At 62.6% G+C, this 25,907-nt stretch carries 19 protein-coding genes and 1 pseudogene; 10 read left to right on the forward strand and 10 right to left on the reverse strand.

The window, feature by feature from the left end:
- Positions 1-351: 351 nt before the first annotated feature.
- The gene (locus tag TX76_RS14315) at positions 352-1,578 is read right to left on the reverse strand and encodes a mandelate racemase/muconate lactonizing enzyme family protein (RefSeq protein WP_049903350.1); all 1,227 of its coding nucleotides are present in this window, start codon (positions 1,576-1,578) and stop codon (positions 352-354) included.
- 392 nt (positions 1,579-1,970) lie between these two features.
- On the opposite strand from TX76_RS14315, the pseudogene TX76_RS18680 reads away from it, so the two are divergent.
- The 8 genes and pseudogenes from TX76_RS18680 to TX76_RS14350 form a co-directional block, all read left to right on the forward strand.
- A pseudogene (locus TX76_RS18680) lies at positions 1,971-2,180 on the forward strand (fumarylacetoacetate hydrolase family protein); the annotation flags it as partial.
- 388 nt (positions 2,181-2,568) lie between these two features.
- Entirely contained in the window at positions 2,569-3,558 is a 990-nt protein-coding gene (locus TX76_RS14325; protein WP_049903317.1) for a glycoside hydrolase family 117 protein, read from the forward strand.
- Between the two features lie 359 nt (positions 3,559-3,917).
- Complete coding sequence (locus TX76_RS14330) at positions 3,918-6,263, forward strand: FAD-dependent oxidoreductase (protein WP_049903320.1); 2,346 nt, start codon at positions 3,918-3,920, stop codon at positions 6,261-6,263.
- Positions 6,264-6,268: 5 nt separating this feature from the next.
- Positions 6,269-6,406: a CoA transferase gene (locus TX76_RS17715; RefSeq protein ID WP_154019095.1), complete on the forward strand. Its 138-nt coding sequence runs from the start codon at positions 6,269-6,271 to the stop codon at positions 6,404-6,406.
- Positions 6,407-6,448: 42 nt separating this feature from the next.
- The gene (locus TX76_RS14335) at positions 6,449-7,903 is read left to right on the forward strand and encodes an ABC transporter substrate-binding protein (protein WP_049903322.1); all 1,455 of its coding nucleotides are present in this window, start codon (positions 6,449-6,451) and stop codon (positions 7,901-7,903) included.
- A 153-nt stretch (positions 7,904-8,056) separates the two neighbouring features.
- Positions 8,057-8,965 (forward strand): carbohydrate ABC transporter permease, encoded by a 909-nt coding sequence (locus TX76_RS14340; protein WP_049903323.1) that lies wholly within the window; start codon positions 8,057-8,059, stop codon positions 8,963-8,965.
- An 86-nt stretch (positions 8,966-9,051) separates the two neighbouring features.
- Positions 9,052-9,834, forward strand: coding sequence for a carbohydrate ABC transporter permease (locus tag TX76_RS14345; RefSeq protein ID WP_195156073.1), 783 nt, complete (start codon positions 9,052-9,054; stop codon positions 9,832-9,834).
- Positions 9,835-9,981: 147 nt separating this feature from the next.
- A complete protein-coding gene (locus TX76_RS14350) occupies positions 9,982-11,112 on the forward strand; it encodes an ABC transporter ATP-binding protein (RefSeq protein WP_049903328.1) in 1,131 nt (376 codons plus the stop codon).
- A gap of 112 nt (positions 11,113-11,224) precedes the next feature.
- Here TX76_RS14350 and TX76_RS14355 read toward each other — a convergent pair whose 3' ends face one another.
- The 3 genes from TX76_RS14355 to gfo6 all read right to left on the reverse strand — a co-directional run bounded on the left by TX76_RS14355 (position 11,225) and on the right by gfo6 (position 14,888).
- Positions 11,225-11,680: a universal stress protein gene (locus TX76_RS14355; RefSeq protein ID WP_049903330.1), complete on the reverse strand. Its 456-nt coding sequence runs from the start codon at positions 11,678-11,680 to the stop codon at positions 11,225-11,227.
- 772 nt (positions 11,681-12,452) lie between these two features.
- Positions 12,453-13,484 carry a zinc-dependent alcohol dehydrogenase gene (locus tag TX76_RS14360; RefSeq protein ID WP_049903331.1) on the reverse strand — a complete coding sequence of 344 codons (1,032 nt, stop codon included), beginning with the start codon at positions 13,482-13,484 and terminating at the stop codon, positions 12,453-12,455.
- A 330-nt stretch (positions 13,485-13,814) separates the two neighbouring features.
- Complete coding sequence (gene gfo6, locus TX76_RS14365; protein WP_049903334.1) at positions 13,815-14,888, reverse strand: D-xylose 1-dehydrogenase Gfo6; 1,074 nt, start codon at positions 14,886-14,888, stop codon at positions 13,815-13,817.
- 183 nt (positions 14,889-15,071) lie between these two features.
- Here gfo6 and TX76_RS14370 point away from each other — a divergent pair, with 183 nt between their 5' ends.
- A complete protein-coding gene (locus tag TX76_RS14370) occupies positions 15,072-16,163 on the forward strand; it encodes a mandelate racemase/muconate lactonizing enzyme family protein (protein ID WP_049903335.1) in 1,092 nt (363 codons plus the stop codon).
- A gap of 148 nt (positions 16,164-16,311) precedes the next feature.
- Here TX76_RS14370 and TX76_RS14375 read toward each other — a convergent pair whose 3' ends face one another.
- From TX76_RS14375 to TX76_RS14390, 4 genes are all read right to left on the reverse strand, one after another.
- A complete protein-coding gene (locus tag TX76_RS14375; protein ID WP_049903337.1) occupies positions 16,312-17,310 on the reverse strand; it encodes a glycoside hydrolase family 117 protein in 999 nt (332 codons plus the stop codon).
- A gap of 126 nt (positions 17,311-17,436) precedes the next feature.
- A complete protein-coding gene (locus TX76_RS14380; protein ID WP_049903338.1) occupies positions 17,437-18,891 on the reverse strand; it encodes an alpha-L-fucosidase in 1,455 nt (484 codons plus the stop codon).
- Positions 18,892-18,962: 71 nt separating this feature from the next.
- Positions 18,963-20,336 carry a sulfatase-like hydrolase/transferase gene (locus TX76_RS14385; protein WP_049903340.1) on the reverse strand — a complete coding sequence of 458 codons (1,374 nt, stop codon included), beginning with the start codon at positions 20,334-20,336 and terminating at the stop codon, positions 18,963-18,965.
- Positions 20,337-20,441: 105 nt separating this feature from the next.
- The gene (locus TX76_RS14390) at positions 20,442-22,802 is read right to left on the reverse strand and encodes a glycoside hydrolase family 2 protein (protein ID WP_049903342.1); all 2,361 of its coding nucleotides are present in this window, start codon (positions 22,800-22,802) and stop codon (positions 20,442-20,444) included.
- A gap of 283 nt (positions 22,803-23,085) precedes the next feature.
- Here TX76_RS14390 and TX76_RS14395 point away from each other — a divergent pair, with 283 nt between their 5' ends.
- Positions 23,086-24,087 (forward strand): TIGR03560 family F420-dependent LLM class oxidoreductase, encoded by a 1,002-nt coding sequence (locus TX76_RS14395; RefSeq protein ID WP_049903344.1) that lies wholly within the window; start codon positions 23,086-23,088, stop codon positions 24,085-24,087.
- Positions 24,088-24,176: 89 nt separating this feature from the next.
- Here TX76_RS14395 and dgoD read toward each other — a convergent pair whose 3' ends face one another.
- Together dgoD and TX76_RS18175 are read right to left on the reverse strand one after the other, a co-directional pair.
- Positions 24,177-25,352, reverse strand: a complete 1,176-nt coding sequence (dgoD, locus tag TX76_RS14400; protein ID WP_049903345.1) for a galactonate dehydratase — start codon at positions 25,350-25,352, stop codon at positions 24,177-24,179.
- A gap of 181 nt (positions 25,353-25,533) precedes the next feature.
- Positions 25,534-25,907 (reverse strand): hypothetical protein (locus TX76_RS18175; protein ID WP_195156074.1); only part of this gene is annotated, 374 nt, incomplete at its 5' end.

Here is a 25,907-nt window from a genome sequence, read left to right on the forward strand (position 1 = left end):
AGTCGGCGGAGCCTACTCGACCATCTCGATCTCGACCCACGAGACGAGGCGACGCCCGATCCGCGTTCGGCAGACGGGGATCGGACAGCCGACGGCTTCAAATCGTGGAACAGCCACCGGAGCGGTGAATATCGGATTTCTTGTCTGGAACCAGCCCATTATATCGAAACAAACGACGACCTTCGACGGCAAAAAATCCGCTTGGCGATTTCCCTCTATCTGGCTGTTCTCCCTCCGACAGAGACGAACGAAAGACTCCCGAACGGTCTGTGTACGGTTTTTGGGTGATTCGCCGAACCCTCAACGGGATAAACAAAGAAGTATCGACCCGATACTTCACAGCACGTTCGGTTACAGTTCGAACATCTCCTCGCCGGGAGCGGTGTGCTCCGCGGCCACCTCGGTGTCGAGCTCGATCCCCAGTCCCGGTGCCTCGGGCACCGCTATCTCGCCGTCCTCGATGAGCGGTTCCTCTCGGACGAGCAGGTCGTCCCACCACTCCACCTCGCGGGCGTGCCACTCGAGCGCGAAGGCGTTCGGGACGGTTGCACAGGCGTGGACGCTCGCCATCGTCCCGACGGGACTGGAGATGTTGTGGGGCGCTACCGGCATGTCGAACGCGTCGGCGACCGTGGCGATCTTCCGGAATTCGAGGAGTCCGCCCGCCTTCTGGAGGTCGGGAGCGATGATGTCGACCGCCTGCTCGGTGAGGAACGGCAGGAACCCCTCGACCCGGGTGAGGTTCTCGCCGGCGAGGATCGGGGTGCTCGCCGCCGCCGTCACCTTCCGATGGGAGTCGACGCCCTCGGGTGGGACGGGATCTTCGAGCCACGCGAGGTCGTACTCCTCGAGGCCGCGAGCGATGCGCTCCGCGGTCTCGACCGAGAAGTTCCAGTGGAGGTCGAACGCGAGCGCCGGGTCGGCACCGATCTCCTCGCGGACCGCCTCGACGATGGCGAGTTTGTGCTCGACCGCGTCGTTCGAGAGCCGGCGGGTGGCCGTGTCGGCGTCCTCGATCCGCACGTCGAGGTCGAACTTGAGCGCGTCGAACCCCTCGTCGATCACCTCGCGGGCGGCGTCCGCGTACGACGCCGGGGAGTAGATCTCCCGTGGGTCGGCGTCGGACGACTCCGCGAGCGCCTCACCGGCGTGACAATCGCAGTAGATGCGAACGGCATCGCGGTACTTTCCCCCCATCAGCTGGTAGGCGGGGAGGTCGACGAGCTTCCCGACCACGTCGAACAGCGCGGTTTCGATCCCGCTGACCGCTGCCTGGGAGTAGCCGAGCGAGCCACCGAGACCCGAGAGGAGCTGGGTCATGTGCTCGGTGAGTCGGTCGATGTCGAAGGGGTTCTGACCGACGAGACCGGGACGGAGGAACTCGATGTACTCGGAGGCCGGTCCGGGGAACGCCTCCCCGAGGCCGTACTCTCCGGCACTGGTCTCGACTTTGATGAGGTTCCACGGGAAGTTCCCCTCGATCACGACGCAGCGGACGTCGGTTATCTCGATGTCACGCTCGTCGTCCCGTCTGCTTCCGTCCATCTGCAGGTCACGCCAGCCGACTCCGCCCAGCATGTCGTCGACGAACTGGCTGTACTTCGAGGTCGTTGGATTCGTCAAGGGTGGCATACACCACCCAGTAACGATGGGTACATAGATGTGCTGGTTCAGCCGAATCCGGCTAGTTCGATATGTTTGGAAGGTGCTGATCTGAGCGTTCGAATCCGGATGCCCGGTCGAATACGGTCGGTGAAGACGTCCGTCGGCCGTCGGGAGGCAACTGCGACCCCGCTCGTGTGACGGACGACCGAAGGACTACCCGGACAGCCGTCGATGAGTGACCGACGGAACTCTACCAGACAGGTTTCTCGCTACTCTAGCGGAGAGTGTTATAAAAAGTTTAACTCGGATGGTTCCCCAGAGAAGGGTGATGCAGTTCGTTCGCTATACTGACGGTACAAGCGTCCTCAAACACCGAGCAGTTCATCTTCGACGTCGGGGAACTCGTCTCGTACATCAGCGAGACGATGACTCTCCGGCCAGGCGACGTGATATCGACTGGCACCCCCGGCGGCGTCGGGATCTTCCGTGATCCGGTAGAGGTACTCGAACCCGGACGGACGACCGAAGCCGAGATCGAAGGTATCGGTACGCTCACGAACACCGTAGTCGAGCAACCACTGGAACCCCGGTCGCTTCCACGTACGGGGTCGGTGAATACCGGTACACAGCCCAACAGTCCCTATGAACCTTGTTTGGCCGCACGAGGGGGGATCCCTGTATCACCGGCCAGTCGGGAGATCCACAGCCTTGGGTAAACGTGCTCTCGGCAGCGACAACCGCTCGAAAGCAAGTGGTTGAAGCAACCTCTTCGGGCACCGACTCATACTGTCGGTCAGAAGTACGTGAACATCGACGGCCCGAGAACCCATCGCAGGTGGTGGATGTTCGGGTCTGTGGTTCTCGATCACTTCTGACCGACAGTATCACCCGGTGAGTCCGTCCGGCGAAACCGTTGCGTTGAACCAAATAGTTGATAAGCCTATTGCGAATTTTTGGAGGTAGATGTCGTCAGAGACCGCAGAAAGCGAAGCGATGAGACGGTTCAGAGAACGAGATCTCAAATACGACGAGGAAAACGAATTCAACAGGCAGTTCAGTTATTCGCCTGCGATTGGGTTGGGGGAAGAAGAGGGTGTGAGCCGCCGCGACCCATCCAGCGTCGTTCGGGTCGGGTCGACCTACTACGTCTGGTACACCAAGGTGGAGGGCCCAAGCGTCGGCATCGAACACGCCACCGAGGAACTACCGGCACGGACGTGGGACCTCGCAGATGTCTGGTATGCGACCTCCGAGGACGGGCACTGCTGGACCGAACAGGGAAAAGCCGTCGAACGCGGCGGACTGGAGTTCGACGAACGGAGCGTGTTCACACCCGATATTCTGGTAGCGAACGATCGATACTACCTGTTCTACCAAGCGATATCGGACCACTACTATCGATCGACCCAAAACGTCGTTGCGATGGCTTCCGCGGAGTCCCCTGACGGCCCGTGGGAGAAAGAGTCTGAGCCGATCTTGGAAGCAGGCGAGGGGCCGAGCAAGTGGGATCGACAAGCCCAGAAAAACCACGACCCAGGGCCTCTGAAACTGGATGGTCAGTATCTCCTCTACTACAAAGGGACCGTCGTAACTGAAGGCCAATCGAACCAGAGACGGCCCCAGTGGGGAGTCGCAGTCGCGGATGACCCCAGTGGACCATACGAAAAGTCGGAGCTGAATCCGGTGACGAACAGCGGCCACGAGACACACGTGTGGCGACACGGAGACGGCGTAGCCGCCCTGATCACTCGTGATGGTCCGGAGAAAAACACGATCCAATACGCCTCCGATGGGCTGAATTTCGTTCCAAAGGCGAATATTCGTGACCCGCCGATCGCGGGTGGTCCATACCGGCCAGAAGTGGCTGACGGCGAAGATATCGAACGGATGTCGTGGGGGCTCTCGCACGAACCATGGGGGACGTGGCCTCACATCGTCCGGTTCGACTGTTGAACAACGCTCGTAATCGAGGAGTGTGCTATCTGAAATAGATCCGATTGGTCACCCATCGGTGCTCACCGCGGTTGGAGATGGGTGATCGAAGTCGTCCGTAGCCGACGGCAAAACCTGTCAAACGCAGCGATAGGGATCAGCAGTGGTGTTCGGAGTTTTTCTCCCGAGACCATTCCCGGCGAGCGGTCTCTCCCGGTGGAATCTATGGAAATAACTGCTGATCCCGATACCACACCCACGACTGCACGGCGGACCCGAGCGGTCGCTTCGCGGTCGAGAACGCGGTTTCGAGCATCGACCGCTACCCATGCAGCGTTCATTCCCGAAGGAGTTAAACAGTACGTCGGGTTTGATCCGCTATGACAGCGAAGGAAACTGTATCGGCAGACGTGACCGTCGTCGGCGGTGGTATGGCCGGGACGTGTGCCGCACTCGCCGCGGCCCGCCTCGGGTGCGAGACCGTCTTGATCAACGACCGACCGGTCTTGGGCGGCAACGCGAGCAGTGAAGTACGCGTCTGGATCAACGGCGCTACCGGCGGGAACAACAACCGCTACGCACGGGAGAGCGGAATCATAGAAGAGCTATTGCAGCGAAACAAGCACGACAACCCGGCTGGCAGTCCCGACGCCTGGGACGCGGTGCTTGTCGATGCTGTCCGCGCCGAGGCAAACCTCGAGTGCTATCTCAACACGATCGTCACGGACCTGACCACGGACGACGACGAAGTCACGTCCGTGACCGGCCACCAGCTCATGTCCGAGCGGACGATCGAGTTCCGGGGCCCACAGTTCGTGGACGCCACCGGCGACGGTGTACTCGCGGACAAAGCGGGCGCGGAGTGGATCCAAGGCCGCGAGAGCGAGGCGGCGTACGACGAACGTGCGGCCCCATCACAGCCCGATCGCCGAACCCTCGGGTCGAGCATCATGTTTTCCTCGAAGGTTGCTGACGAGCCAGTCGCGTACGAACCACCCACGTTCGCACATGAGTTCAAAGAGAATCCACCAGGAATAATCGCCGAGCGCACCGACCCCCAGCAACGCGACGAGTGTTACTGGTGGATCGAGTACGGCGGCGACGAAGACCTCGACCCGATCACCGACAACGACGAGATCCGCGACGAACTGTGGGCGACCGTCTACGGTATCTGGGACTACATCAAAAACAGCGGCGAGTTTCCCGAAGAGGAGGTTGCGAACCTGCAACTGGAATGGGTCGGGAAGGTCCCTGGGAAACGCGAGTCCCGCAGGGTGATGGGCGACCACGTACTCACCGAACACGACGTCGTGACACAACGTCGATTCGAGGACCGCGTCGGACACGGTGGCTGGTCGATCGATCTACACCCACCGTCCGGCATCTACGACGACCAGGGTCGCGGGTCCCAGCACTACCACATCGACGGCCCCTACACGTTTCCTTACCGGAGTCTGTACGCGCGCGACCTCGACAACGTGTTTCTGGCCGGACGCCACGTCAGTGCGAGCCACGTCGCCTTCGGCACGCTCCGCGTCCAGATGACGCTCGCCACCGTGGGGCAGGCTGTCGGGACTGCGGCGGCGCTCTGCCGACACCGTAGCGAGACCCCTGCGGAACTCGCCAGCAGCGAGAGCGGTACCGACGAACTCCAGCAGACACTCCTCCGAAACGACCAGTGGGTCGTCGACGTGCCGAACCGCGACCCGACGGACCTCGCACGTGATGCGACCGTTGTTGCGTCGTCCGCACAGCCGAGTTCGCTGACCGACCCCGAAACGACCGTCACGCTCGACGGAGACACGGACATCGGCTTTCACCTCGCACATGCTGGGGAACTCGAGTCGATCGAATTGCTGCTGGACGCGGACCCCGGCGTCGTCGACGGCGACACGCTCGACGTCGTCGTCGAAGTGTACGACGAGAACAGACCGGAGAACACGGTTCCCAACCACCACATCGGCGAGACGACGGTCGCCGTTTCCGTCGACGATCCGTCGTGGGTGGAGATTCCGGTGAATCACGACGTGGGCGAGGAACAAGGCGTGTTCCTCGTCCTCCGGAACCCGGACGGCGTCCGTGTCCACTCCAGGGAGCGCGAATTGACCGGCGTTATGGCCTTCCCTGAGGTCGAACACCACTCCCACAGTATCGATGGACTCCCCGAACAGTCCGCATTCTGGGGCCAGCCCGACCAGCACGAGATGGCACCGTTCGACTGGGTGCCGTGTTTCCGGACGACGCCAGCGTCGGCGACGCCGCTGTTCGCGGCCGAGAACGTCGTCGACGGCTATTCGCGGCCGTGCGGGCTGGGCCACAGTTGGATCTCAGCACCGTTCGAACCCGCGGGCGGAAACGCCGACGGGGCGGTGGCGACCGAAGCCGAGTGGGTCGAGTTCGCGTGGGACGAGACCCGGACGGTGAGTACCGTCCAATTCGCCTGCAACACCCGTCTCAACGAGTGGTTCAATATTTACGGCGAGGAGGCACGCGCCGAACCCGAAACCGTCCGTGACTACCGCGTCGAGGTCGAACGCGACGACGAGTGGGAGACAGTGGTACGAGAGACGGACAACTACCAGCGCTTCAGACGCCACTCGTTCGAGCCCGTCGAAACCGACCGCTTCCGGGTTGTCGTCGAGGCGACGAACGGCGTCCCGTGGGTCGAACTGTTCGAAGTCCGCGCCTACGGTCCCGACCACGATCTCCCGCTTCCCGAGCGCTGAGGAGTATGACGGCCCGCGTCAACGACTTCGAAGAGGCCGCCGCCGACCCGCAGGTCGAGCACAACGAGATGATCGTCGAAGTCGACCATCCCCACGAGGGCACCTTCCGCACGACCGGCACCAGAGAAACGCGGACGTTTTAATTTATGGAAAGGTATTTAGGTATCGAAACAGGACGTGTGGTGATGTCTGACTATACCACGGATATCGATAGACGTAAAGCGCTCGAGATATCTGGTTCCGCCTCGGCTCTCTTCCTCGCTGGATGTGCAGACAGTGGAAGCAGCGGTCAGGGCTCAAACAGCAACGGCACGGGGCAGGACGCTGCCGGCAACGACACCGGTTCGAGCGGTGGCGACTCCGGCCAGCAGAAGGTCAGGCTGCTGACCCACTACGGCTCCGAGACCGAAGTTTTCAACGGCATCATCGACCGGTTCGAGGAAGAAAACGGCGCGACAGTCGAGCTGACGCAGATACCGCCGGCGAACTACTGGCAGCAGTTCTCGACGGCACTCGGCACGTCCAACGCCCCGGACATGTGGGGCAAAGGGCCCGGGCCTGGAGAGCTCGGAAAGTACGTCGCCCGCGGCGTGCCGGTCGATCTCAGCGAGCATCTCGAACAGAGCTTCGTGGACGAGTTCGCCGGGACTCGCACCTGTCGGTACGAAGGCGAGGACATTCTGTCCTGGCAGTCCCAGGACGGGGCCCTCTACGGTCTCCCGATCGACGTCTTCGGCTGGTGTTACTGGTACAACAGGGACGTACTGGCCGATATCGGTATCGACGAGTCGAAGGTGAAGCGCCGGTCGGACATGACGTGGCAGGAGTTCCGGGACGTTCTTCAGCAGGCGAAAGACGCCGGATACACGCCGATCGTGATGGGTGGGAACAAGAACATGGACCTCATCGGCATCTGGGTCGCCGATTCGCTGTTCAAGCAGGTGGGTGCGCAGACGATGACGCAGACGCTGCTGGGAAGAAACGACAGGAAACTCAACGAGGAACCGTTCGTCGAAGCGATGCGGAAGTATCAGCGTCTGTACGACGATGGGTTGATCAACGAGTCCGTGACGGCCATCACCCGTCCACAGTCGGTGAACCTCTTTTATAACGGCGATGCCGCCTTCTACTCACAGGGCAGTTGGATGCCCAGTCAGATCGATCGGATGATCGGCGAGGACGCCCCCGAGATTCACGAGAAGATGGGATACTTCTGGCATCCGTACTATCCCGACGCGTACCAAGACGGGAAAGACGAGCGTTACGGTGCCACTGGCAACGTCATGGCCCTGAACAAGCAGAGCATCGAAGAGCGTGGCAACATGGACGAATCGATAGCGTTTCTGAAGCACTTCTTCAACCAGAACAACCAGCACGCGTTCTTCAGCGAAGGTGGTGTCCCGGTCGCTCGTGTCGACGCGTGGTCCGACCTCAACGAGGAACAGAAGGTCCAGCAGACGGTCATCGACCAACTGAACGAAGCGAGTACCACGTACCCGATCGCGTCGGGTGCCTTCCTACCGAGATCGTGGGAGGCGTTCGTCGCGGGAGTCGGTGATCTGTTCTCGGGAACGGACCCACAGAAGATCATGGACACCGTCGAATCCGCCAGACAGGACGACCTGGAAGAGTACTCCTGAGACCGTACCGAAACCGACCGCGTCGTCCGATCGGGGGCGATCGGCGGTTCGATCCCGCTGGGTAGATCGTTACGGGAACGGAGTCGGCGTGTCGCACGTTGTTCCATAACGAACGCTTATATACCTCGTCCGAGTACCGGTCGCCCGGGTACAATGGCGACAGCAGATGCGAGCATAGTCGACGGCCTGCGTTCGGTGAAGAATTCGTACAAACAGTGGATCTATCTTTTCCCCGCACTCGTTTTCTACATACCGCTCGTGCTCCTCCCAGTCCTGTTCGTCTTGTGGCTCAGCTTCAACTCTTGGGGAGGTGGGATCGAACAGCAGTACGTTGGCCTCGCCAACTTCGAATCCGTGTTCAGTAGCGACGTCTTCTACACGTCGCTGTGGCACAACATCGTCATTCTCGGTGTGAACCTGGTGGCTCACACTGTCGGAGCGTTACTGCTCGCGATGGCGCTACGGAAGGCTCACAGACGACTCCAGCCGCTCTTCCAGACGGCGATCCTGCTCCCGATGTCGCTCATGTCGGTCGCCGTCGCACTCATCTGGTCGCTTCTGCTGAACCCGGAACTCGGTGCGATCAACGCGATCATCGCTGCGCTCGGCATCGATTGGCAACCGATCTGGCTTGGCGATCCCGGCCTCGCCTTGCTGTCCGTGATCTTCGTCACGAACTGGTGGTGGTTCGGGTTCTGGGTCGTCATCTGGCTGGTTGGACTCTCCAGCATCGACGAGAAATACTACGAAGCAGCGGCCATGGACGGTGCCAATCGGTTACAGATATTCCTCTACGTGACACTCCCCCAGCTGAAGCAGTCGGCCGTTCTCGTGACCACCCTCACCACGATCAACGCGATCCGTCAGTTCGGACTGTTCTGGGTCATGACGGAAGGTGGCCCCGGACGAGCCACGGAGGTACTGCTCACGTGGATCTACAAGGTGGCGTTCTCCATCAACAGCTTCGGCCAAGCGGCCGCCGCCACGGTTCTTCTCTTCTCACTCATCCTGGTGTTCACGTTCGTCAACCTGAAACTCACCGGTGCCGGGAGTGAGGCGTGATGAGTGTCGCCTCGCGGACTCGGGAACTCGTACGGGAGGTCCGTTCCGAAACGATCGGTATCAGAAGCGCTGCTCTTCACCTCGCGATGTTCGGTATCGTGGCGATCTTCGTCGTCCCCGTGCTCATCTTCTTCATGAACAGCGTGAAATCCTCTTCGGGAATCTTCACTCGATCCTACGAGCTTCCGGAATCCATCACTCTCGGGAAGTACGTGACGGCGTGGACCCAAGGTGGGTTCTCACAGTACATGGTCAACAGCATTCTCGTCGTGGGTGTGAGCCTCCTGTTGATCCTCGTTTGCTCCACCCTGGCGGCGTACGCCATCGTCCGATTCGAGTTCCGAGGGAAGTACGTGGTCGTCTCGTTGGTGCTCGCGGGATTCATGATCCCGACGCAGGTGTTGTTCATCCCCCGGTTCGTCATGCTCAGCTGGGCGGGACTGATCGACACCCACCTGAGTCTCGTTCTGGTCTACGTGGCGAGTGCGCTCCCGTTCTCCATCTTCCTGCTCAGACAGTTCTTCGTCGGTATCCCGGCCTCGCTCGCCGAGGCAGCACAGCTCGACGGGTGTTCGGACTTCCAGACCTTCTACAGGATCTATCTACCGCTCGCGGTCCCCGCGATATCCGCCGTGTTCATCTTCCAGTTCGTCATCCTGTGGAACGAGTTCCTGTATGCGTTCACCTTCATCAGTTCCGACGGGCTGCGAACGCTGCCAGCAGGACTGCTCAACTACAGAGGGGCATACGGAACCGACTGGTCGAAGATGATGGCCGGTGTCGGGATCTCAGTTATCCCGACCATCATCGTGTTCGTCCTCTTCAGAAACCAGTTCCTCCGAAGTCTCAACATGCAGGCCAAAGGATAGCCCTCGCTGATCACGCCCAGACACGCTGAGGACCGGGCCATAACTCCGTCTTAGCGAGCGTGTGATCAAATGCGGCCAGTTCACTTATGTCGCCACGGGATGTTGTAACAACACTTTTGTACGAGAGAAGGAGTACTTTGGACGAAGATGGGCGCACTACAGATCAGTGGACTCACCAAGCGATTCGAGAATGACGGAAACGAGATCACCGCCGCCGACGACATCAGCATCGAGGTAGCTGACGGTGACTTTCTCGTGCTGGTTGGGCCGTCCGGCTGCGGAAAAACAACCACCCTTCGTTGCGTTGGTGGCCTAGAGAGACCCTCCGAGGGAAACATCAGTCTCGATGCCGAGTCGTTGGTTGGCAAGCCACCACAATCTCGAAACATCGCGATGGTGTTTCAGGATTACGCGCTCTATCCCCACATGACGGCCAGGGAGAACATGAGTTTCGGACTGAGGATGAACACAGACCTGTCCGCTGAGGAGATCGAGACAAGGGTCACGGATGTAGCCGAGATGATGGGGATCGAGAGCCTCTCGCAAAAGAAACCGGGCGAACTTTCCGGCGGACAACAGCAGCGAGTGGCCCTTGGCAGAGCGATCGTTCGTGATCCAGAGGTGTTTCTGATGGACGAACCTCTCAGCAATCTGGACGCGAAACTGCGGACGACGATGCGTACGGAAATCCAGGAACTACAGGAAAAACTGGAGACGACCACCGTCTACGTCACGCACGATCAGACAGAGGCAATGACTATCGGCGATTCTATCGCGATACTCAACGACGGGAAGCTTCAGCAGCACGGCACGCCGCTGGAGTGCTATCATATGCCCAAGAACCGATTTGTCGCTGGTTTTATCGGTTCGCCGAGCATGAACTTCGTCGACTGTACGGTCTCCGATCGGTCGCTCGAGTATGGAGGGGGATCTCACAGCATGTCGGAGGACCTTCGAGCCGATCTCACGGATGCGCCAGAAGAGGTGACAGTGGGAATCCGTCCGAGCGATATCGAAATCGCTCGAGACCACGTAGACGATGCTGTCCGGTGTGAAATCAACGTGGTCGAACCGCTCGGCGATGTAACCCACGTCTACGTCACATTCGACGACACGGAACTGGTGGTCACAGTCGATGGCGAACGGGCAGTTCAAAACCAGCGATCGGTTCGTGTCAAATTCCCGGATGACAAACTGCACGTGTTCGATCAGGTGACTGGAGAGGCGATCCGGAACCGGGCCCCTCCCGAAGATCAGAGTGATCTACTGAGAGTGTGATCTCGATACGAAACCGCTGGCCGCCGGCTCAGTGGACCCAATCTTCGACTGCTGGAGGTTCGGAGATATCGGACCCGTTGAGTCGGCCGTGATCGTGAGCAGACGCCTTCACTCAGCTGGTGTTCAGGGTGACATATCCATCGAAGCCGAGAACGACTTCCTGAGCAACGTCACCGAACAGCGCCTTCCCAGTCGGCGATCGATGTCGGCCGAGCATGAAGACGTGATCACAGTCCCGGTCGGCCGCAACGTCGAGCACGGTACCGGCGACCTCGTCGTCGTCCGACGCTACGGCGATAGCCTCCACGTCCACAGCCTCCGGGAGAGTGTCGTTCGCCATCTCTTGGAGATCGTTTGCAGCGGCGTTGAGGACGGTCTGGCTATCGTAGCTCACGTTTTCGACCGAACCGATCAGAGCGAGCGTCTCGCTATCGGCCTCGTACTCCGTTCTGGTCACTACCTGCAGGAGAACGAGTTCTGCATCCGCGCCCAACGCCTGCTCCCCCGCCTCCCGGAGGAGATCCCGATGTTCGTCAGTCTTTTCAGCAACTACTAATCCTCGTATCATGTTCGAACCACTCGCAGTACTTCAGCATAAATCCACCGGAGCGCTCGTTCGTGATGTTTTTCGGATCGAACTCCTCTAACGGTTCGACCGCGGCCGGTTGTAAGTGTCTGGCAGATCCCCAACTGACGCTGGGTGACTCTCGCTGGAGTGCTCGACGCGTGACGCATGGGCCAGAGTGCAGAGGCGAGACAGTATCTCGTGTCACGAAGTGACACGCGCTGACGCCGTGAGGTGATTCGGTGACGTCGGCGAGCAGTCCCGCGCTCGATGTGACCTCTGGCGTGTGCAAACACGCCGAGGTTGGCGGTGAGAACACGAACCGCTTGCTCGTCACACCCCCGTCCTCTTCCGCCGCAACCTGCGATTCACGTCTAAAGGTCGCCCTATCGATACTGTGTGATGAACGTCCAGTGTTGCCGCTGAACATGCGAGCGTACGAAGTGCTGGAACGGGAACAGCCAGTTCAGTACAGCAATGCTGGAATGTGTCCATAACAGCGCTATTAGTGTTATGCAGTAGGACAGATCTGATACGCCTCCATTCGAGAGTGCCTTCCAAGCAATCAGCAGACAGTATCGAAGTAATACTGTGTGATCCCCCATCATTGCTGTATCTGTCCCAATCCTCCCGAATCACTGGATGTCGTGGGCCACTTCGGTAGCCGCCGACACGAGGATCGGTGGCTGTCGGTGAACAGTTTGTCGAGCAAACAACCGACGGCTCGGTCCCACGACTCCCCACAGACCGAACGAGCGATCTGCCGGCGACGGCACTACTCAGGAAACGTGAAGACTGGCTTGGTGGTCTGGGCCTCGAGGAACGTGGTGAACGCTGTCTCGGGGTCGTCGATCGAAAAGGACGTATCGATGATCTGCTCCGGTTCGATGACGGACTCCTCGATCAGCGACAGGGCTTGGCGGAAGTTCTGCCACAGCGATCCGTAGGAGGTATCGATATCGATTTCACCGCGAACGACGGGTGCCATCTTGATGCCACTCGGTTCGCCGGGTATCCCGACGATCAGGATCTGCCCGCCCTTTCGCACCTGTTCGGCGGCGATCTCTACCCCGGATCGATGACCGGTGGCGTCGAACACCACATCGAATCCGATATCGTCGGTGAACGCCGATGCGGCGCTGTCCAGCTCCCGTCGACCGAGGTCGATCGTTTCGATCCCGAGGTCGTTCGCCAGCGGCAGCCGGTAGTCCGCGTCGGGCTCGAGCCCGGAGAGAAGTACGGACGCTCCCATCGAGTCGGCGATCGCAGCGGTCAGCAGTCCGATGGGACCCGGCCCCTCTACGAGGGCGGTGTCTCCTGCAGTGAGAGCCGATCGCGTCAAGACGGCCCGTGCCGCGACACTGAGCGGTTCGGCGATCGCTGCGTGCTGGAGCGGAACGTCGTCCGGGACGAGATGGAGGTTCGTCGCCGCCGCGCACGTGAACTCGGCGTAGGATCCGTCGCGATGCATACCCTTGATCGAGAAGTCCTGACAGACGTTCTCCTGACCGTTTCGGCATTGAAAACAGACACCACATCGTCGTGTCGGGTCCTCGACCACCCGGTCACCGACCGAGAACTGGCTTACGTCGCCGCCGATGGCGGTGATCTCGCCGGAGTACTCGTGACCCATGATCCTCGGGAGGGCGACCCATTCGAAGCCGTTGTGATACTGGAACGCGTGCACATCGCTTCCACACACCCCGGTCGAGTGGACCTTGATCACCACTTGGTCGTCGTCTGGGTCAGGCATTTGCCGCTCTGTCACGTCCACGTCCTTGGGCCCAGTTTGTACGATTGACTTCATGTGTCTGTGTGAGGCGTTTCGGCCGTCTGGTTGCCTCAGTTCTGTGCTCTCGTCGCAGACATAAAAACCACTAGCTCAGCACACACCACCCTCTGGCCGCCGGTTCAGTACCTCTCGGCCGGTGTCCCGACGCTGGTCGTGCGGTCGGACCGTGACAGCCGCAATGACCGATGACGACGATGAGCCAGCGTTTCCCAGTGTTCGATAGCAGACGCCCCTCCCGCCTCGTGGGACCTTTCGGAACCGTATCCGCGCGGAATCGAATCTCACACGACCCTTCGGCCAAACGTCGTCCCAGAGTCACGCTGACCGGTCGAGGCCACAAGCTCGTCAGTTCAGGTGAACCGTCTGCCCCGTCTCACCGGCTTCGTAGATCGCCTCGATCGCCCGCATATCCAGCAAGCCGTGGTCGCCGCTCGGCCCGATGGGGGACGCCGACATGACACGATCGGCGAAGTAATCGAAGATCTCGACCATCTGATTCACCTGGGGCGTGTCGAGTGCAATCGTCTTGTCCTGCCGTGTGAGCCTGATCTCCGTCTCCATGTGGTACGCAGGCTCGACGAACACCTCCCCCTCAGTGCCAACGAGGCGCAAGCTCGTCGTCGTGTGGGCGTTCGAGCTGGCTGTGCACGCGAGATACGTGCCGTCCTCGAACGTCGTGGTGTAGGCAGTGTGTTCGTCCGGAACCTCCTCGAACGCCCCGTGCTCCGAGTGCATCACGGACTGGATCGCGATCGGATCCGCATCGAGCAGGAACCTCGTCGTGTTGAGGGGATAGATCCCGATGTCGGTCACCGTCACACCGGACCCGACCAGGTCCGGATCGAGGCGCCACCGATCCGGTTCGTCGCCGAGATCGTCCATGCTGTCCGAGTTCGTTCCGATCGCGTGGACCGGATCGCCGATGAACCCGGCGCGCACCAGCTCCCGTGCCCGACGGATCGCGGGTTCGGTGTGCATGCGGTAGTCGATCGCGAGCGGTACGTCGGCACTCACACAGACGTCGACCACCTCCCGAGCACGGTCGACGCTGGCTTCGATCGGCTTCTCACAGAGAATCGCCTTGTCGAGTCCCGCAGCCGTCTCGACGAACGGGAGATGCAGGGCGTTCGGGGAGCAGACGTACACAGCGTCGTAGGCGTCGGCGGCAACGCCGTCGTGGAACTCGTCGTACGTGATGCCGTGTTCGATGGTCGCCGAGTCGTCGGCGATCCGTCGGGCCTTCCGTTTGGAGCCACTCACGGCAACGGTGGTTTCACACAGCTCGGCGTCGACGGTCGCGGGAATCGCGTAATCGATCGTCCACCAGCCGAGGCCGATGACGGCCAGCCGGACCGTCCCGTCCGTCACCGTCTGCCAGTCCCGGGTTTCGAACCCGTCGACGAACTCCTCCAGGGTCATACTCCGTTTCTCGTCGATGAGACCTATAAGTGTTCTGTGAACCGTCCCCCGCGTTCGTCCGGAGTGCGTATCGCGAACCGCCGAACAGCCGGCAAACCAGCCGGTGGAGAGCCTCTGGCGCAGAGGACGCGCGACGGAGACAGCAACGTTTATCAATCCACGAGATGTCCGTACCACGTACTTATGGACGATATATCCACGATCACAGCCGTCGAGACGGGGCTGTACGGTATCCCGAACGACGAAGCACTCGAGGACGCGACGCAGACGTTCGACGAGCTCGAACTCGTCACGGCCCACGTCGAGACGTCCGGAGGGCATCGCGGTGTCGGCTTCACGTACACCATCGGCCGAGGAGGATCGACCGTCAAGGAGTTCCTCGACGACGTTCTCGTGCCTCGATTGGAAGGTGCACCCGTGGCTCCCCGGCAAGTGTACGCCGACCTCAGGTCAGAGACGACGTTCGTCGGCCGAGAGGGAATCTCGGAGTTCGCCATCGCCGCCGTCGATACGGCGCTGTGGGACGCGAAGGGCAAGGAGACCGACCAGCCGCTGTACGGTCTTCTGGGCGGAACGCAGCGACGCGTCCCCGCCTACGAGACGAACGGGGGGTGGATCCAGTTCAGCGAAGCGGAGCTCCGTGAGAACGCACGGCGCGTCGCCGACGAGGGGTTCTCGGGGATGAAGATGAAGATCGGCCGTGGTCACGCCGAGGACGCACGTCGCATCCGTGCCGTCCGCGAGGAGCTTCCGGAGGACCGGGATCTGTTCGTCGACGCCAACTGCTCGTTCACGGTCGCCGACGCACGCCGGTTCACCAACGAACTCGACACGTCCATCGATTGGCTCGAAGAACCGCTCCTGAAGGGGGACTACAGTGCCTACGCCGATCTGCGGAGCAAGGTCGACGTCCCCATCGCGCTGGGCGAGAACGGGTACAACACGACACAGTTCAAACAGGTGCTCGCCCAGGACGCGGCCGACTTCCTCCAGCCGGACGTGAGTCGCGTCGGGGGAATCACCCCGTGGCTGACCGTCGCGGAGACGGCCGATCTGTGGAACACGCCGGTGTCGCCCCACTACGTCGAGCCAGTACACGTCCACCTCGCCGCGCCGTTCGAGAACGTTCCGTTCGTCGAACACCACTCGACCGTTCTCAACGAGGTCGTCGAGTCACCGCTCGAACTCGAAGACGGTGGGTTCGTCCCACCGAACGCTCCCGGCCACGGGATGGTCTTCGAGGGGCTGGAGCAGTACGCCCGCGACGCCGCGTAGTCGAGCGCGAGCGAGTCGCCGAACCACACAGACTGACGGTTCCCCGACTGCCGGTTCTCGACTGGACGACCGCGCTACGTCTCGGTCGAGCTTTCGATATTTCGTCGGATTCGGAGACACGCTTCGGCCGGAGAAGCGACGTGTGATCTCAACAATCGAACCGAACGATGTGCGGCCAGGTCTTCCACGCCCGATGGGCGAGCCCCCACGTCATCTGCTCCACGTCTTCCCCGTCCGCGAACTCCGGCCGGTACGGACCGCCCGCGATCGGCGGGGACTGGACGTTCGCTTTCGGCGTGAAGTTCAGCCCGTCGGGTGCGAACTGGATCGTGTTCTTTTCGGGCCCGTCACGAGTGAGGAGTGCAGCCACGCCCCCGTCGTGTCGCCACACGTGCGTTTCGTGACCGCTGTTCGTTACCGGGTTCAGCTCCGACTTCTCGTACGGGCCCTCGGGGTCGTCGGCCAGCGCGACCCCCCACTGGCGTCGCCACTGGCTCGGCTGTCCCTTCGTCTCCGGGGTTCCTTCCCCCTTGTAATAGAGGAGGTACGTGTCGTCGAGCTTCAGCGGCCCGGGATCGTGGTTCTTGAGCACCCGTCGGTCCCACTCGGTCGGCCCCTTCCCCGCCTCCAGGACCGGTTCGGACTTTTTCTCCCAGGGTCCGTCGGGCGAATCGGCGGACGCCATCGCGACGACGTTCCGGGTGGACTGGTATCGGTGATCGGGGATCGCCTGATAGAAGAGATGGTATCGACCGCTCTCGACCAGGATATCGGGAGTGAAGACGCTTCGTTGGTCGAATCCCAGTCCGCCGCGTTCGACGGCTTTTCCCCGCTCGGTCCAGCAGTGCCCGTCCTCGGACGTCGCGTACCAGATATCGGCGAGATCCCACGACGTCGCCGGCAGCTCGTCGGTGGCCGAATCGATGCCGACCTCGGGGGACCCCTCCATCTTGGTGTACCAGACGTAGTAGGTCGACCCGACCCGAACGACGCTGGAGGGATCGCGACGGCTCACGCCCGATTCCTCCCCTAACCCCACAGCGGGCGAGGAGCTGAACTGCTCGTCGAACTCGTTCTCGTCGTCGTATCTCAGGTCTCGCTCCCTGAATCGTTTCGTCGCTTCGCTTTCCGTGGAGTCGGGTGCCATTCAGCTAAAGCAGCACGAGGAGCCTGTATAAATGTAGCGGTTGGGTCGGTTCCGTCGCTCGGTACAGAGCGTCGCGGTCGGACCGTCCCGGTCGGCTTCGGTCGCGGTGGCAGCAACGCGGCTCGCTCAGGTCTTCGAGTTCGACGCCAGCGAGAGGCGCAGCACGTACGCGTGGTCCAGGTCGACGTCGGATGGCAGGTCCACGGATAGCGTCTGATCGCCCCGGTCGAACGGTATCTCGTCGCTCGGCTGGTCGGCGACGTGCCAGTTCAGATCGCTCGGTCCGCCAACGAGATCGATCCGTTCGATCGCGGGCTGGGAGTGGTTCCCCTCGGAGACGATCCGATGGAGCGGCGTCTCGATCGTGACCTCGCCGTCCTCGGGCCAGTCGAGCAGGGCGACGTAGTAGGTCTCCCCGTTCCGGAGGAACCGCTTGTCCTCCGGTGTGAACGAGACGCTCGAGGCCTCCTCGAACTCCGTCGACGTGACCTCGGTCGGTCCCTCACCGGGAACCCACCCTGGCCGTGCGCCGAAAACCGACTCGCCGTTCGTCTCGAACCAGTCGCCCAGCTCCCGGAGCAGTTCAGCCGGTTCGTCGGGCACCGTTCCGTCCGGGCGTGGGCCGACGTTCAGGAGCGTGTTCCCGTTCTTGCTGAGACGGTCGACGAACCCGGTGACCAGGGTCTCGGCCGACTTGAAGTCCGCGTCCTCGACGTACCCCCACGACTCGCGGTCGACGGAGGTGTCGGTGAGCCAGCTCTGGATCGAGAGGTCCTCCCGACGCGAGCGCTCGTGGTCGACGACCCCGACGCCGGGCGGGAGCTGTCGCTTGTGCGCGACGTCGACCTCCTTGCCCCACTTCTCGGCCTCGTTGTAGTAGTGTGAGACCACCTGCCGACGGTACTCGTCGTGTTCGAGGAACGGCTGGAACCCCCACGCGAAGTCGAACCAGATGAGGTCGGGCCGGTACTCGTCGACGACCTCGTTCGTGAGGTCCCGCCACTCCTCGTAGTACTCCTCCGGTGGCTCCTCCCCCTCCTCGTGGGGATCACCGTAGAGACCCGCGTACTCGGGATCCATCGTGTCGTAGCCCTCCTCGCGGGGGAAGTACCACCAGCGGAAGGCGTGGTGGAACGCGGCGACGAACTTCATCTCCCGGTCGCGGACCGCCTCGGCGAGCTCGCCGACGATGTCCCGTTCGGGGCCCATCTCGACTGCGTTCCACTCGGTGATATCCGAGTCCCACAGGGCGAAGCCGTCGTGGTGCATGGCGGTGACGCCGACGTACTCGGCACCGGCCTCCTCGCAGAGATCGACCCAGCGTTCGGCGTCGAACGCCTCGCCGGTGAACTCCGGGATGAACTCCCTGTAGCCGTGTTCGGACGGGTCGCCGTACGTCCGGGTGTGGTGCTCGTTCGCGTCGGACCCCTCGCGATACATGTTGCGCGGGTACCACTCGTTGTGGTGGGCGGGCACCGAGTAGGGGCCCCAGTGGAAGTAGACGCCGAACTTCGAGTCCTTGAACCACGTCGGTATCGAGTGCGATTCGAGCGATTCCCACTCCGGTCTGTAGGTGGCCATACCCCCTCCCTGATTGGGCCCCGCAAAACAGTTACGGAACCGGCTGCCGAGCGACTCCGCCGGGCGGACGGCTACCCTCCAGACAGCGGATCGCTTTTCGCCGCCTGTTCCCGACGAAGCCGCTCGCGGAGCCGTTCGCGCACGGCGGCGTGATCGTCGCGTTCGGCCAGGTTCGTCGTCTCCGCCGGATCCGATTCGAGGTCGAACAGCTGTGTCCGACCCTCGCCCGTTCGATACTCGATCAGTTTGTACCGCTCGCCCCGTATCGCGCGCTGTACGTCCTCGTAGGCGAGGAAGACGTGCTCTCTGAGCGTCGTATCGGGACTGTCGAACGTCGGGACGAGCGATCCGCCCTCGACCTCGTCGGGGACGTCGACACCGGCGAGGTCACACAGCGTCGGGAAGAGGTCGTAGTGACAGGAGAGTGTCTCCCGGCGTTCCGCTCCCGGCACGCCGGGGCCGGCGAGGACGAGCGGCACGCGAACGCTGTGGTCGTAGAGGTTCTGTTTGCCCATGAGACCGTGCTGGCCGACCGCGAGACCGTGGTCGGCGGTGAAGACGACGATGGTGTGCTCTCGCTCGCCGATCCGTTCGAGGGTGTCGAAGACGCGGCCGAGCTGCGCGTCGAGATGGGTGATCATCGCGTAGTAGTCGGCGATGTGCCGGCGTATCTTCTCGGGTTCACGCGGGTGGTCCTCCAGGCGCTCGTCCCTGCCGCGCCACCCGATGTCGAAGGGGTGTTCGGGGGCGAAGTTCTCCGGAAGCGGGATCTCGTCGTGGTCGTACATCGCCAGAAACTCGCCGGGGCAGGTCCGCGGGTCGTGTGGTGCCATCGTCGCCACGTACGCGAAAAACGGTCGTTCGTTCCCCGTCCGGCGGTGCTCTTCGAGGAAGTCGATCGTCGTGTCGGCGAACAGTTCGCTCGAATGCGTTCCGGAGGCGTGTCCGTCGTACCGTTCGTGGCGGGGCCAGACGGATCCCGTTCCGGTGAACCCTCGGGTCGGCTTCGATTGTGGATGCTCCTTACCGGGGTGTCGGTCGGTAACCGGCACGTTCCAGTGGTTGCCCATGCCGCCGAAGAAGACGTTCCTTCCCTCGTCGAAACACCGATCGAACGCCTCGTGGCCGTTGTGCCACTTCCCGGTGCCGAAGGTCCGATACCCGCTCCGCCCGAACGCCTCGGGGAGCGTCGGGTGAGAGCGGGTCATCCCCCCCGGACCCTCCAGTTGAAACAGGGAGTGTCCGCTCAGCAGCATCGACCGGGCGGGGACACAGACCGCACCGCCGTCCGCACCCGTGTTCGTGTGGTGCGTGAACGAACACCCCTCTCGAACCAGCGCGTCGAGGGTCGGTGTCGCGATGCGTTCGTTGCCCAGCGCGCCGATCGTGTCGAAGCGCTGGTCGTCGGCGACGATCAACAGGACGTTGGGCGGGTCGTCGGTCATTGGAAACGGTTGGTGCCGTAGGATGGGGTTCGATCGACATGAAATCGACGGTCGTGTGCTGCGAGTCGTCGATGGACACACCACGGGCGGGTATCCGACGCCGAGTCACTCCACCTCCCACTGGTCCGGGAAGTAGCGGTGGTAGTGACGACCGTGCTCCTCGATCCGCTCCCGGCTCTCCTCGGCGTGCTTCTCCGCGCGACGTTTCGCCTCCTTCTGGTCTCCGACGAGCAGCGTGTATCGGTTCGAGGACATCGTTTCGCCGTCATCGGCGAGCAGTTCCAGCTCGACGGCGAACTCGCCGTCGATCTCCTGCGGGAGGGTCCAGGCGACGTCACCGACGTCCCGCGCGGAGTTTGGATCGACCGAGGTCGTCAGCGATCCGCTCGCCACGACCGCCTCATCGTCAGAGATCTCCCATCGGAGGGTCGCCGCCGGGTAGCGCTCGTGGAGGTCGTTGACGATCCAGAGATCGGCCTCGAAGGTCTCGCCCGGCTTCCAGCGCCGTCGCGTGAACTTCAGACTGGGCAGGAGCGGCTGGTAGGACCGCTTGACGTAGTCGTACGAGCGCTTTTGCTCCCGGTAGTAGTCGACGATCCCCCACTTGATGTCCGGCCAGTTCGTGATGAAGTGACAGAGCGCGACCCCGCTCGTACGCGGTTTCCGTCGCCGATACTCCTCCAGGGCGAACTGGAATATCCGCCCCTGGGCGACCTGCGTCGCCTCGACGAACTCCTCCAGGGACTCGGTGCGCGTGTCGCCGAAGACCTCGATGTTCAATCCTTTCAGATTGTCTATATCCGCCCAGTGATAGCCCCAGCTGAGCCCCATCGGCCACAGCTCGTCCTCGGGGATGAACTTCCGGAGGCTCTCGACCGACGGTGCGGACGCGGCCGTCAGCTCGGGCACGATGGCGGTCTCGAGCGAGGGGTAGTACTCCTCCATGAACAGCCGCCCTCCGGAGTAGTAGTGGGCGTTGGCGTGTTTGGGTTCCATCGGCTTGAACCCCATGCGCTGTCCGATCTCGTCGCCCATCGGCGAGGCCAGCCCGTACGGGTCGGCCGTGTACTCGGTGACGTTCTCGCCGATGGTCTCCATCAAGTTGCGATTGTTGCTCTCCGCGTGGGCCTGCGTGAAAAACACCTCTTCGCCGCCCATCCAGAAGACGTTCGACGGATGGTTGTCCCGCTGTTCGACGACGCCGAGGCACTCCTCGACGGCGGCGTCGACGAACGCGTCGTCGTCCCGGAAGACCTGCGTGGCGAAGGGGAAGTTCGTCCAGACCGTGATCCCCAGTCGGTCACAGAGTTCGTAGAACTTCGGGATCTCGGGGGGATGCCAGCCGAATATCCGGAGGTTGTTGATGTTGCAGTCCCGAGCCATCGCCAGCAGTTCCTCGTACTTCTCGTCGCTGTTCCGACCGTACAGGAAGGACGGCTGTCCGCCCCAGCAGGCGGAGCGAAGGAAGGTCTCCTCGCCGTTTATCACGAACGTCCACGGGTTGTCCACCTCGTCGTCGGCCAGCCCGGGGTTCGTCGCCATCTCGACCTCCCGGATGCCGACGACCTCGGTGACGGAGTCCAGAACGGCATCGTCCCGCACGAGACGGACGTCCAGTTCGTAGAGGTGCTGCTCGCCCATATCCCACGGCCACCACAGGTCGGCGTCGGGAACGTGGATCTCGGCCGTTGCCGCGTTCGAGCCCGGCTGCACGTCGACCTCCACCGCCCCGTCGTATCGCTCCGAGTCGAAGTTTTCGCCCTCCAGAGCGTATTCGAGGCGAACGGTCCGCTCGGTATCGGCGTGGTTGTGGAGTTCGGTGTCGACCGTGAGGACCGCGTCGTCGCCCTCGACGGCGGACGCGGTCCGGACGTCGTCGACGCGAACCGAGCCCGTGGCCTCGATCAGAACGGGTCGCCAGATCCCGAACGGGGTGATCCCGGTGAAGTAGTCCCCGGACCAGTTCGGCTTTCCGCCGGCGACGTTCCGGTAGTTCTTCGGTGGGGGGTTCAGTTTCACCATCAGCATGTTCGACCCCCGCTTCCAGTTCTCGTGTTCCACGAGTTCGGTTACATCGAAGGCGAACGCCGAGAACATCCCCTCGTGATCGCCCAGACGCTGACCGTTGAGCCAGACCTCACAGCCGTAGTCGACCCCTTCGAAGGCGAGGCGGATCTCCTTGCCCTCCATCCCCTCGGGGAGGTTGAACTGACGGACGTACCACCACTCGTACTCCTGAGCCCACTTCGCCTTCTGCATGTTCCGTCCGAAGTAGGGGTCCTCGAGCTCTCCCGCCCGATGGAGATCGGTGTAGACGTCACCGGGCACGGTGCCGCAGTTCCAGTTCGTGATCGGCCCCTGCATCTCGGCCGGTATCTCGTGGACGTTCTGCCGGGTCCCCTCTCCCGGTCGCATCTTCTCCATTCGCCACTCGCTGCCGCTGAGATCCTTGACGGTTCTGGTCACGACTCTTCGCACTACGCGACACCTGGGTTAAAAGCATCGGGGTCCGAAGTCCGAGATCGTCCCTCGGTACGGTGGTCACGAGAGGCGACCAGTCATCCAGTATCGGCACGGTCCGGCCACTCGTCCGGGTTTCCGTCACGGAGGTGTCGTCTGACGACACCGACCCAGGGCGAGAGCTTCCGGGCCGCGTTCTCACTCGCAGAACGGTGCTGGCCGTGCTGTCCTCGAGAAGGTACGGTCTCCCACCCCGGGTATTATCACCCGCAGTGGTGTACGGGGGCCCATGCAGTTCGACTGGATGGTACAATGTTACGCCGGTGCAGGCGTTCACCGCGATACCCCGATGCTGGAGACGGTCGAGCGAGAGACGATCATGCGGGGCGTCGACACCACCGTCGATGCCGGCTTCGAAGGGCTCTGGGTGCCGGACCACTTCATGCTCGGTCCGAAGGCCGAGGAGTACGAGGTGTGGACGCTGCTGAGTGCGCTGGCCGAGCGCACCACCGACGTCGAGCTCGGGCCGCTCGTGGGATCGATCACGTACCGCAACCCGGCCCTGCTGGCGAAGATGGCGACGACCGTCGACGTTCTCTCGGAGGGGAACCTCCGACTCGGTCTCGGTGCCGGCTGGCACGAGGCGGAACACGCTGCGTACGGCTTCGACTTTCCCGACGTCGACACGCGGATCGAGATGCTCGATGAGGGTGTGCAGGTCGTCAAGACGATGTTCACCGACGACGAACCGACGTTCCGTGGCGAGCACTACCGGATCGAGAACGCACTGAACAACCCGAAACCGGTGCAGGAGCCACACCCACCGATCGTGATCGGTGGTGCCGGCCCACGCATGCTCCGCCTCGTCGCCCGCCACGCCGACGAGTGGAACGTGGAGATCAGCGCTCGGGCCCGCGGGAAGCCAATCGAGTTCAAGGTACGGAAGTTCGACGACTACCTCGAATCGGAGGGTCGTGACCCCGAAGCGGTGGACCGGTCGTGGCTCGCACACGTCCTCGTCTGCGAGGACCAGGCACAGCTGGACGCCTACGTCGATCGGATATTCCCGCTCCCGTGGGGCGAAGAGGCCGACATGAACAGCAGCCTGGACGACGCCGAAGACGCCCGTGAGAAGGGGAGCATGCTCATCGGCACTCCCGCCCAGGTCGGAGAGCAGATAGAGCGGATCAGGGATCTCGGGTTCGGGAAGCTGCAGCTGATGTTCCTCGATTTCCCCGAGACGGGAGGAATGGAGCTGTTCGCCGACGAAGTCATCCCGGAGTTCGAGTAGCGAGCTCGTTCCGATCGTGCTCCACCCGACGGAGACCCCGCCCCCGTCGTCCGGAACGGGACGGCGGTGGCATTCGACGAGACCGTTCGCTACGTCTCGCCGACGCTTCCGTCCGACCGTCGGAAGACGGGGCTGCTCTCGGTCGGGTTCTCGCGAGCGCGTTCGCACAACACCTCCTCGTCGAGTTCGACTCCCAGACCGGACGCCTCGGGGAGATCGAACGCGCCGTCCGTGACGCCGAGTGCTCCCGGGTTCGCGACGTAGTCGAACGCGTCGACGTCGCGAAGGCGTTCCTTGTGGATGACCTGCTCCTGTACCGTCGCGTTTCGAGAGACGGCGTCGACGTGCAGCGACGACGCGAGCGCTATCGGTCCGAGGGGACAGTGGGGAGCGAGCGCCACGTCGCGTGCGTCGGCCAGCTCGGCGATCCGGACCGCTTCGGTGATCCCGCCGACGTGTGAGAGATCCGGCTGGGCGACGTCGACACCGCCCCCGTCGAAGGCGCGACTGAACCCTTCGCGGGAGTGGATCCGTTCGCCGACGGCGATCGGCGTCGTCGTCGCCGCCGCGATCTCGGGGAGCCTCTCGGTGTGTTCGGGGAGAACCGGTTCCTCGACGAACAGCGGGTCGTACGCGTCCATGCGGTCGACCAGCCGTTTGGCGGCCGGTGCCGACACGCGGCCGTGGAAGTCGAGTGCGACGTCGACGGACGGACCGACTGCCTCCCGTACGGCGTCGAGGCGTTCGACGGCCCGACGTACGTCGTCCGCCGAAACGACGTGCCCGGTGTCCTCGAGCGGCATGAGCTTGAGCGTCGAGAAGCCGGCTGCCACCTGCTCCGCGGCATCTTCGGCCAGCGATTCGGGATCGGCACCGCGGGGCGACCGCGGGTTCTTCCCGTGGACCCACTGGTACGCGGGGATCGACTCCCGAACAGCGCCGCCGAGCAGTTCGTACACCGGGAGGTCACACTGCTTGCCCTTGATATCCCAGAGCGCCTGGTCGATGCCCGCGATGGCGGTCATCAGAACGGGGCCGCCACGGTAGAAGCTCCCGCGGTACATCGCCTCCCAGATGTCCCGGACGGAACCCGTATCGATATCGAGGACGGTCCGCTCCAGCAGGTCCCGAACGGCCCCCTCTACCGCGGACGGATAGCTCGAGAGCGTTGCCTCTCCCCACCCGACCGTGCCGTCGCTCGTGACGAGCTTCAGGAACGTCCATCCCGGCGGCACGTAGTAGAGTTCGTAGTCGCTGACGTTCATTGCTACCCGTAGATCGTGATCCCCCCCAGTAAAACCTGTTCCATCTCCGCACGTCCAGTCCGGACACGTCGTGTCCCGCTCGCAGCGCTTCGTTCCCGATTCGCGTCTCGACCCCGAAAGTGAGCTCCGTCGGGTGAGGCACGGACCGTGCCGTTCCGTCACGACACGTCGGTCACGTCCGTTACAGCGCCGCCCTGTAGTACCAGCCGAGGTTGTCCGTGCCGCTCGCTGGCGCGTTCCGGTACGTGATCGTGATCGCTTCCCCGTCGCCGTCGACCCGATACTCGCCCATCGCGGCCTCGGTCTTCGGCGTGATCTGGACGTGTTCGGGCGCGGCGACCATGTCGTGTGCGATCGTGAACTGTTTCCCGTTGCCCCCGCTCCGGACCGCGCTCCCCTCCTCCCACGACATGCCGGTCCCTTCGGCCGAACCGGAGAGCGCGATGTGGAACTCGTCGGTGGAGTCGGGGAGCGTTCCGTCCTCGGTGTCGTAGCCCACGTACTCCCCCGCGATCCAGTCCCGGAGGTTCACGCGGTTGTACGAGTTGACGTTGT

Source organism: Halococcus agarilyticus (assembly GCF_000334895.1).
In the GTDB taxonomy this organism is placed as follows: domain Archaea; phylum Halobacteriota; class Halobacteria; order Halobacteriales; family Halococcaceae; genus Halococcus; species Halococcus agarilyticus.